Origin of the sequence: Shigella sp. FC1967, assembly GCF_001743005.1 — a bacterium.
Lineage (GTDB): Bacteria > Pseudomonadota > Gammaproteobacteria > Enterobacterales > Enterobacteriaceae > Proteus.
Map to the genome: position 1 here is coordinate 1 of NZ_MIIZ01000177.1, position 10,359 is coordinate 10,359.

The following is a 10,359-nucleotide window of genomic DNA, read 5'->3' on the forward strand; positions in this document are numbered from 1 at the left end:
CCTAGGTTATTGAGGATGGCTCTCTATTATTTTTAATAACAAACTATTTTTCAACTCTATTATTATCAAAATAATTAGGAGATAGGATTATTATGTCTATTAATATTAAAGGTAGAAGTTTTTTAAAATTACTCGATTTTTCATCTGCTGAAATTCAATATTTATTAAAGCTGTCTAAACATTTTAAATCATTAAAAATGGCAGGTATTCCGCACCGCTCTTTGGAAGGCAAAAATATCGTTTTATTATTTGAAAAAAACCTCAACACGCACACGTTGTGCCTTTGAAGTTGCGGGTTATGATTTAGGGATGGGGGTGACTTATCTTGATCCGGGCTCATCACAAATGGGGAAAAAAGAGTCTATTGAAGATACTGCGCGCGTGTTAGGGCGTTTCTATGATGGTATTGAATATCGTGGTTTTGATCAGTCATTAGTTGAAGAATTGGCGGAGAAATCAGGAGTACCAGTATGGAATGGTCTTACCGATAAATTTCATCCCACTCAGATGTTGGCGGATATGCTTACCGTTGAAGAAAATTTTGGTCATTTAAAAGGGCTTAAGCTGACTTTCTTTGGTGATGCCCGTAATAACGTTGCTAACTCTTTAATGGTCGTTTGTGCCAAATTAGGCCTACATTTTACGGCATGTGGTCCCGCCTCTTTAATGCCAGAAGAACAACTTGTAAAGGCGTGTCGTATCATCGCGGCTGAAAACGAAGGTTCTATCACATTAACAGAAGATATTGAGAAAGGGGCAAAGGACGCTGATGTTCTCTATACCGATATTTGGGTTTCAATGGGTGAGCCTGATAGTGTTTGGGATGAACGCATTCGTTTACTAAAAGCTTATCAAGTCAATGAATCTATGATGAAAATGGCAAATCCTCACGCTATTTTCTTACACTGTTTACCTTCATTCCATGACCGCTTAACCACGATTGGTGAAGATATTTATCAAAAATTTGGCTTGAGTGAAATGGAAGTGGCAGACGGTGTTTTCGAGTCTCGCCAATCAAAAGTTTTCGATCAGGCTGAAAATCGTATGCACACCATTAAAGCTGTTATGTTTGCGACTTTAAGCTAAAGCAAGGAGTTAACAATGCCAAAGAAGGTATTTATTGCTTTAGGGGGAAATGCACTGGGCAGTACGCCACTAGAGCAGAAGCAGATAGTACGAAAAACCGCAAAGCCTATTGTGGATCTGGTTGAGAAAGGTTATCAAGTCATTATTGGTCATGGAAATGGTCCACAAGTTGGGATGATCAATTTAGCTATGGATTATGCATCTCAACAGAACATCGGCACGCCTTATATGCCTTTTGCTGAATGTGGTGCCATGAGCCAAGGTTATATTGGCTATCATCTACAACAAGCTATTAATGACGAGTTATGGGCGAGAAATCTGAATAAAAATCATGGTTGTGCAACCATTGTGACCCAAGTGGTTGTTGATAAAAACGATCCTGCTTTTTTATCACCGACAAAACCGATTGGCGCTTTTTATACCCAACAGCAAGCGGAGGCTATTCAAAAAGAGCACGGTTTTCAGTTTATGGAAGATGCAGGGCGTGGATATCGCCGAGTGATCCCATCACCTCAACCGTTAGAAATTGTAGAATCACCGATTATTAAACAGTTAGTTGAACGTAATATTGTGGTTATTACTGTTGGTGGCGGTGGTATTCCCGTTATTCGAAAAGGGGATGTATTAGAAGGTATTGATGCCGTTATTGATAAAGACAACTCTAGCTCAAAATTAGCCGTAGAATTAAAAGCAGATATTTTATTAATATTAACAGCGGTTGATAAAGTTGCTATTAATTTTAATAAGCCAGAGCAAATGAATTTAGATAACTTAACGCTTTCTCAAGCTCAGGAATATATTTCTCAAGGGCAATTTGCTAAAGGAAGTATGTTACCTAAAGTTGAAGCTTGCCTTAATTTTCTAAAAGAGAGTGATAAAGGTGTACAAGCTGTTATTACTTCTTTAGAGAATGCATTATCTGCTTTAGAAGGAAAAACAGGTACAACAATTATTTCTGATTAATATCATATTTATTATTCTAAATTTAATTCTAATAATAGACTCTGCCAGATAAATATTATTTTTACTGGCAGAGTAACCTCTTATTTAAGTCGAGGACGCTTATGAAACTTAAAAAGTTTGCGTTTCCGACCGCATTTACTATTTTATTTGCAATTACAGTAATTGTGGTTGGCTTAACGTGGATTATTCCAGCAGGAGAATATCAACGATTAAGTTATAACTCCGCGGATCCATCATTAGTGGTTGCGAAAATAGATGGTTCTCATGACGTGTTACCTGCAACTCAAGCGACATTAAATGATTTAAATGTCTCTATTGAGATTAATAAATTTACCGATGGGACAATTAAAAAAACCGATAGCGATACCCGGAACATATGAACGAGTAGCACAGCAACCTAAAGGGATAATGGATATAACCGAGAGTATGGTGAAAGGAACGATAGAAGGGGCTGACGTTATTGTTTTTATTCTTGTTTTGGGAGGACTTATTGGTGTTGTTAATAAAACAGGTGCATTCAATGCGGGTTTAACAGCGCTAGCGAATCGAACAAAAGGTAAAGAATTTTTAGTGGTATTTGGTGTTACGATTATATTATCCATTGGCGGGACAAGCTGCGGGATTGAAGAAGAAGCCGTTGCCTTCTATCCCATATTAGTGCCTATATTCTTAATTTTGGGTTATGACGCTATTGTGTGTGTCGGTGCTATTTTCCTTGCCTCTTCAATGGGGGCTGGGTTTTCAACGGTAAACCCTTTTTCAGTTGTTATTGCATCAAATGCTTCGGGGATCAGTTTTATTGAAGGGATTGGTTTTCGTACTATTGGGTTGGTGATTGGTACGATAGGTGTTTTGGTTTATTTATATTGGTATTGCAAGAAGATCAAAAAAGATCCAACTTTCTCTTACAACTATGAAAATGCGGAAAGTTTTAAACAGCGCTTTTTAAATGATTACGATCCTAATGAAATATTGGAATTTTCGTGGCGTCGTAAAGTGATCCTCTGCTTATTTGTTGCTGCTTTTCCTATTATGGTTTGGGGTGTTATGGACATGGGCTGGTGGTTTCCACAAATGGCCGCTCTTTTCCTTGGTATCGCAATCATTATCATTTTCCTCTCAGGATTAAAAGAAAAAACAGCCATTGACGGATTTATTCACGGGGCATCTGAATTAGTTGGTGTTTCACTAATTATTGGTTTAGCACGAGGTGTCAACCTTGTGATGGAACAAGGCAAAATTGCTGACACTATCCTTGAATTTATGTCTCATATGGTAGCAGGAATGCCACCAAGCCTATTCTTATTAGCACAACTCGTTGTCTTTATTTGTTTAGGTTTCATTGTGCCTTCCTCTTCAGGCCTTGCTGTGTTAGCAATGCCAATTATGGCGCCATTAGCTGATGCGGTCGGTGTTCCTCGTTATATGGTGGTATCAGCATATAACTGGGGGCAATATATCATGTTGTTCTTAGCGCCTACTGGACTGGTGTTAGCGACATTACAAATGTTAGATATCGCTTATAACAAATGGCTTAAATTTATTATGCCGATGGTGATATTTATGTTTGTACTTTCGGCAACACTATTATTGGTTCAAGTGGCTTTTTTATAAAATTGAGTTGATGTGTTTATGTTGAAATACGAGTTTTGGTTATTCTGTAATTTAAAATTAATCTAGATTTTTTATGCTGCGATCGGGGGATATTTTTTTGATTTTCATGAGAAGTGATCTAGCTCTCGTTTTTTAGTGGTGATAAAAAAATAAACCGAAAAAAAAAAGGTTGTTAATTTGTAGAAGTTATGTTTTTTTAAATACAGATAACACGTAAACACATCATTAAATTAATTGATAGGTAACCCATGATCATCACTACTCTACTACAAAGCCTACGACTAACAGCGCACATCGCGGCTGTGGTTGTCGTGCGTGTGGTGGTGGTCGTCGGCAAAGCGCCGTAACGGGTCCGAATCAACACAGTTTCGAAACCCCGCCGGCGCATTAACCGGGCGGGGTTTTTCTTTTCTACCTGCCCATCAAGTCCGGCTTAGCACAAAGGACAGATAAAAATGGGTGATCAACAAGAAAACGCCACAACAAGTAGAACGTTTACTGGTGCGCAATTAATCGTTTATTTATTGGAACGGCAAGGCATCACGACAGTTGCAGGGATCCCTGGTGGTGCAGCGCTTCCGTTATATGATGCTTTAAGCCAAAGCCAATCTATTCGACATATCTTAACTCGCCATGAACAAGGTGCGGGTTTTATTGCACAAGGTATTGCTCGTGCTAATGGTAAACCTGCGGTTTGTATCGCTTCGAGTGGGCCTGGTGCAACAAACTTAGTAACAGCCATTGCTGATGCTAAGCTTGATTCAATTCCTTTAGTTTGTATTACAGGTCAGGTATCTTCAGCGATGATTGGAACGGATGCTTTCCAAGAAGTTGATACCTATGGCATGTCTATTCCAATTACAAAACATAACTATTTAGTTCGTGATATTGCTGAGTTACCTGAAATTATTTGTGATGCATTCCGTTTAGCGATGTCAGGAAGACCGGGGCCTGTTTGGGTTGACGTACCAAAAGATATTCAGCAAGCCACAATTACATTAGAAGCGTTACCGCCTATTCCACAAAAAGATCCCGTTCCCGCATTTAATACGGATTTAGTGATACAAGCGGCGCAAATGATTAATCAGGCTAAAACACCTGTTTTATATTTAGGTGGGGGGATCATTAGCTCTGAAGCCTGTAAGGAAGCAATTGAATTAGCAGAGAAAAATAATCTACCCACAACAATGACTTTAATGGGTTTAGGATTAATGCCACCTTCGCATCCATTGTACTTAGGGATGTTGGGTATGCATGCGACTCGTAGTACCAACTTTATTTTAGAAGAAGCGGATCTCTTGATTGTATTAGGGGCTCGATTTGACGATCGTGCCATCGGCAAAGCGGAGAAATTTTGCCCTAATGCCAAAATTATTCATGTTGATATTGATCGCGCTGAAATTAGTAAGATCAAACGCCCAGATATCGCGATCCACGCTGATGCGAAATCAGTGTTATCACTGTTATTGCCATTGATTAATACAAACAAACGTAATGAATGGATAGAACGTGTTACGACACTGAAACAAGAGTACCCGTTAGAGATGAAAAATGCTGAAAATATCCTAAGTGGTTATGGCATTGTATTAGCGGCGGCAAACTGTGTTGATGATGAAGCGATTATTACAACAGACGTAGGACAACATCAGATGTGGGTCGCACAAGCATACCCGTTAAATCGACCTCGACAGTGGTTAACATCAGGCGGTTTAGGTACGATGGGCTTTGGTTTACCCGCTGCGATTGGTGCTGCATTAGCTGAGCCCAGTAAGAAAATCCTCTGCTTCTCTGGGGATGGTAGCATTATGATGAATATTCAAGAACTTGCTACGGCGGCTGAGCATCAATTAGATATCAAAATTATTTTGATAAATAATCAGGCATTGGGATTGGTTCACCAGCAACAAACGCTGTTTTTTGAAGAGCGTATTTATGCTGCAGCTTACCCTTATCAAACAGATTTTATTCGTATCGCACAAGGTTTTGGTTTAGATACCTGTGACTTAAATCAGGAAGCGGATCCTGCGAGTGCATTAAAAGCAGCAATTGAAAAACCAGGTCCGTGTTTAATTCATGTAATGATTGATATTCATGAAAAAGTATTTCCAATGGTACCGCCAGGGGCGGCAAATATTGAGATGATAGGAGCTTAATTTATGTCACAACAATCACAACCTATCGCGCTGGAATTGATTGTTCGCAACCATCCCGGTGTTATGACCCATATTTGTGGACTCTTTGCTCGCCGTGCATTTAACGTCGATGGTATTTTATGTTTACCGATGAAAAATAGCGATAAAAGCCGTATCTGGCTATTAGTGCAAAAAGATGATCGCCTAATGCAGATGGTGAGCCAGGTAGAAAAGCTTGAAGACGTAAAAGAAGTGCGATTCAGCGATGATTTACGTGTTTTTGAACAAATGGAAAGTTATTTAAATTAATACAGATTGCTCTCTCTTTAATCATTAAGAGAGAGCCAGAATTTTATGAGTGTATAAATTTATTCTGTTTTAGCGGTGATTTTCTTCAAGATGTTGTCTGTCCTCACATTCCATCTGTAACGTAATATGGTTGATATGGAATTGCTCACGAAGTTGTTGCTCAAGGTGAATTCTAAGTTCTTCATGATTGGCATTAGGTTGATAAACGATGTGCCCACTTAAAATAAGTTTACTTTGTGTGAGTGCCCATAAATGCAAATCATGAGAGCCTACAACATCAGGGTTATTATTAATTGTTTCAGTAACCTGAATAAGATCGATACCGCGAGGCACGCCTTCAAGTAAAATATTCAGACATTCTTTAAGTAATACCCAAGTTCGTGGGAAAACCATAAAACCGATTAACACGGCAATAATAGAGTCAACAAGCTCCCAACCTGTAAACCAAATAATGATCGCACCAATAATTACGCCAATTGAGCCCAGCATATCAGCCCAAACTTCTAAGTAAGCTCCTTTTACATTAAGGCTTTCATCCTTTGTGCTGGTGAGTAATTTCATTGAAATCCAATTAACCACAAGACCTATTAACGCGATGATAAGCATACCAACAGATTGAATATCTGGAGGAGAAGATAAGCGTTTATAGGCTTCATATAAAATATAGAAAGCGACTGCCATTAAAATAAGTGCATTCATGGTTGCCGCTAATATTTCAAAGCGTGCATAACCATAAGTTCTAAAAACATCAGCGGCTTTTCTACCTGCATGAATAGCGATCAGTGCAAGTAAAAGCGCGAAAGCATCCGTCATCATATGCATGGCATCGGAAATTAATGCCAAGCTACCCGTTAAATAACCACCAATAAATTCGACTAACATAAATGATGATGTTAAGCCGAATGCAATTAATAATCGCGATTCAGGTAGTGTTTTTACGTCCGCATGTTCATGATTTCCACTCATTGAAGTTCCTTATTATCCGAATAGCATTAATAAAAACATAGCTGAAAATAAAGAAAAATAAATTAGATAAAGAGAGGATTTCTAGACAACTTAAAGCGAATATGAAGACATTAAATGAAGGGTATTGATAATTAAGTTCACACGATAATTAAAACCAGTTAAATGATTTACTAATTATCGTGCGAGTGATAAAGCTAGGGCGGTAAATTGATTAAGGGCGATGATGGTAATGCTGTTGATTTGGGCTAGACATGATCACAGAGGCTCGTAAATGCCCTTCCACACAAATATAAGAGTGGGGCGCATTACCATGAAAAGCGTAAAAATCACCCGTTTCTAATAAAACCGTTTCGTCGTTATCAAAACGCATCATTAATTTACCAGAATAAACCATGATATGTTCTTGCGTTCCATCTGCGTGAGCGGGACTGTTAATAATGGCACCATGCTTCATTTCGATATGCCAAATTTCAGTAATATTGCCGATGCCAATACGAAATTTAAATTCCTGAGCATAATCACCAACGATAGGTTTATGTCGTTCTAAACGAGGGTACTCTTCACGCGTAAAACTAAATAAATCTCCCAAAGGAAAGCCAAGTGCTATCGCAATAGCCTCTAAGGTATCGATTCTGGGATTAGAATCACCGGATTCTAATTTTGACAATGCAGCCTTGGATATTCCCGATTTTCTTGATAACTCATTGAGTGACAAGTTTCGAGATTGCCTTAATTGTTTGACTTTATTACCAAGGTATTCATTCGTTTTTTTAGGAGGTTGTGGGTTCATTGCCAATTCAAAATATCGTTAGTTTAAAAGTGTCATTTCGACTAGATAATAGCACTAATTAACCGTATTCGGAAAAATGAGATCCTGTTTCTGCTGTATTTTGTGAATAGTCTTACGATCACTATTCGATTTTTAATAATTACGCTAATATCCTTCATTAAATGATAATTATTCAAGGATTATTATGCTGGACTTGCTCAGTTGGTCTGATCTTTTTATTTGCCTACTTACCTTATTTTTTGCTTATGTCATTTTCGGTATGGCGGGATTTGGCTCTGCGTTAATTGCGGGTCCTGTATTAGCACTTTATTTGCCTCTTTCAATGATAGTGCCTTTATTGGCATTAATTGATTTAAGTGCTGCCATAGTGAATGTCTTAAGAGATGGAAAACAAGCTGATTTTAAAGAGATACGCTATCTTATTCCGCTGATTATTATTGGTAGTCTTGTTGGCGCAACGATTTTATTAACGACACGACCAGATTTACTTTCTCTTCTTTTAGGTATCTTTGCCACTTGCTATGCAATTTACGCCCTGTTTTGGAAAAAACAAGAAAATCAATTTTCCCAACGCTTGGTTTATCCTTTTGGGTTAATTGGTGGTGTGTTTAGTGCGTTGTTTGGCAGTGGGGGCTTTTTATATGCGATCTATTTATCAGGTCGAATTGCAGATAAAAACAAATTTCGCATTACACAAACCACATTGATTGGTTTTAGCACACTAACACGAGTGGTGATTTTCTTATTTGCCGGTATTTATTGGCAATGGGATATTCTTCAGTTAGCTGTTATTTTCTTGCCTGCTATGCTTGCTGGTGTATGGTTAGGGCGAAATTTGACATTACGGATGTCAAAAGCGCGATTTATGAGTGTGATTTATACCATTGTATTGGCATCAGGTGCTGTGCTTATCTATCGTTATTTTTCTTAAGCGTTGTAGGACAACGGCTGATGAAGTGAGAATATTATGAAAGGTAAAGATCTTTGTGAGCCAAACGGAGATCTTTCTCTGATTAACGTTACTTTTTAAGCATGTTTATCTATTTCTTATCTCCTATAATACAACAATATTTTATTTAACCACCTTCCTTTTATTACAGAGGTTTCTGTTATTCGCAGAAACAAAATAACATGTCATATCAAAATTATCGTCAATCTGAAGTTTTTGCGATAACAACTATCACGGTAAGTATTGGCGTTATCGGGATTGTTATCGGATTAACTATTCCTATGGTTGCACTACGCCTTAATTTAGCGGGTATTAGTGAATCTATCATTGGACTTATTTCTGCCGCACCCGCTATTGGGATGTTAATTATTTCACCTTTTGCTCGACGTATTGTGCAATGGATTGGTAAACGCTTTGCCATGCTATTAGCAACCCTTGTTTCAGCAATCAGCTTATTACCCTTAATGGGAAGCCTACCTCTAGAGTTGCTATTTCCGTTACGATTAATCACGGGTATTGCCAGTGGTGTGATGATTTGTTTAGGTGAAACGTGGATTAATGAACTTTCGCCCGATAATAAACGTGGGCGGATTTTAGCGGTATATACCACGGTATTTACGATCAGCCAGTTATTAGGTCCTTCGATAATTGCGCTTTATGGCGTCGCAGATAAGACACCTATTTTAATGAGTGTTTTTATTCATATTATCTCTATTGTTCTGTTTTTAATGATGGATCAGAAAACAGGAGATAAATTGCCGAAAGATACGCAAGAGCCTAATTTTTCTATTATTCGTTTTGTCAAAGTTGCTCCTGCGATCTGTGGTGGCATTATTTTCTTTGCTTTTTTTGATGGCACCGTACTTTCTATGTTTCCTATTTATGGTCTAAGCATGGGACACACTGAAGCGATTGCTGCAATGATGATAAGTGCTATTTTAGCAGGTGACGCTATTATGCAAATGCCATTTGGCTGGCTTGCTGATCATATGAACAGAACACGGCTATATCGAATTTGTGGGGTAGTGACTTTACTTGCCAGCTTATTATTACCTATCACAATGTCTCATACATTTTTGATTTGGCCTTTATTACTGCTACTGGGTGCAACAGCGGGGGCGATATATACCATTGCGTTGGTACAAATAGGGCAATATTTTTCAGGTAATGATCTTATGGTCGCTAATGCGTCAGCTGCGATGTTATGGGGGATCGGTAATTTAGCAGGGCCTTTGCTGGCTGGTGCGATGTCAGAAATTTCTTCATCTTCACTACCATTCTTATTGGTTGCTATGACGGGGTTATTTTTAGTTTCAACGATGGAACGTTGGAATCTAGGTATTGAAACACTCAATAGTCACTCATCTTAGTATTTTCTATCGTATTTCATTTAGGGTGATAGGAATGCGATAGAGAAGCGTCTCTGTTCTCGATTTCTAAATATTAAGATCTTACCTTATTGTTTTTTTTATAAATGATTTATAATTTATATCCCGTTATTATACTTAATTTAAAACTTTAATTAAGATAATCATAGAAATTGCTTAATA

10 protein-coding genes and 1 pseudogene are annotated in these 10,359 nt (G+C 38.1%); 9 read left to right on the forward strand and 2 right to left on the reverse strand.

Features of this window, described 5'->3' with window-relative positions; translation table 11 throughout:
• The first annotated feature begins 92 nt into the window (after positions 1-92).
• The 7 genes and pseudogenes from argF to ilvN all read left to right on the forward strand — a co-directional run bounded on the left by argF (position 93) and on the right by ilvN (position 6,104).
• Positions 93-1,086, forward strand: a pseudogene (argF, locus tag BHE89_RS01600) (ornithine carbamoyltransferase).
• Between the two features lie 15 nt (positions 1,087-1,101).
• Positions 1,102-2,049: a carbamate kinase gene (arcC, locus tag BHE89_RS01605; protein ID WP_069368076.1), complete on the forward strand. Its 948-nt coding sequence runs from the start codon at positions 1,102-1,104 to the stop codon at positions 2,047-2,049.
• A 101-nt stretch (positions 2,050-2,150) separates the two neighbouring features.
• A complete protein-coding gene (locus BHE89_RS24160) occupies positions 2,151-2,429 on the forward strand; it encodes a hypothetical protein (protein WP_216080963.1) in 279 nt (92 codons plus the stop codon).
• Complete coding sequence (locus BHE89_RS01610; RefSeq protein WP_216080964.1) at positions 2,386-3,663, forward strand: YfcC family protein; 1,278 nt, start codon at positions 2,386-2,388, stop codon at positions 3,661-3,663. The genes BHE89_RS24160 and BHE89_RS01610 overlap by 44 nt, the downstream gene beginning before the upstream one ends.
• Positions 3,664-3,911: 248 nt before the next feature.
• Positions 3,912-4,010 (forward strand): ilvB operon leader peptide IvbL, encoded by a 99-nt coding sequence (gene ivbL, locus BHE89_RS01615; protein ID WP_071788573.1) that lies wholly within the window; start codon positions 3,912-3,914, stop codon positions 4,008-4,010.
• Between the two features lie 108 nt (positions 4,011-4,118).
• On the forward strand, positions 4,119-5,816 hold the full coding sequence (ilvB, locus tag BHE89_RS01620; protein ID WP_069368074.1) for an acetolactate synthase large subunit: 1,698 nt from the start codon (positions 4,119-4,121) through the stop codon (positions 5,814-5,816).
• Between the two features lie 3 nt (positions 5,817-5,819).
• The gene (gene ilvN, locus BHE89_RS01625) at positions 5,820-6,104 is read left to right on the forward strand and encodes an acetolactate synthase small subunit (protein WP_069368073.1); all 285 of its coding nucleotides are present in this window, start codon (positions 5,820-5,822) and stop codon (positions 6,102-6,104) included.
• Positions 6,105-6,173: 69 nt separating this feature from the next.
• On the opposite strand, the gene BHE89_RS01630 is transcribed toward ilvN, so the two are convergent.
• Complete coding sequence (locus BHE89_RS01630; protein WP_069368072.1) at positions 6,174-7,070, reverse strand: cation diffusion facilitator family transporter; 897 nt, start codon at positions 7,068-7,070, stop codon at positions 6,174-6,176.
• A 211-nt stretch (positions 7,071-7,281) separates the two neighbouring features.
• On the reverse strand, positions 7,282-7,860 hold the full coding sequence (locus tag BHE89_RS01635) for a helix-turn-helix domain-containing protein (RefSeq protein ID WP_069368071.1): 579 nt from the start codon (positions 7,858-7,860) through the stop codon (positions 7,282-7,284).
• Between the two features lie 184 nt (positions 7,861-8,044).
• Here BHE89_RS01635 and BHE89_RS01640 point away from each other — a divergent pair, with 184 nt between their 5' ends.
• Positions 8,045-8,791: a sulfite exporter TauE/SafE family protein gene (locus BHE89_RS01640; RefSeq protein ID WP_069368070.1), complete on the forward strand. Its 747-nt coding sequence runs from the start codon at positions 8,045-8,047 to the stop codon at positions 8,789-8,791.
• A gap of 200 nt (positions 8,792-8,991) precedes the next feature.
• Positions 8,992-10,179 (forward strand): MFS transporter, encoded by a 1,188-nt coding sequence (locus BHE89_RS01645; protein ID WP_069368069.1) that lies wholly within the window; start codon positions 8,992-8,994, stop codon positions 10,177-10,179.
• The last annotated feature ends 180 nt before the right edge of the window (positions 10,180-10,359 follow it).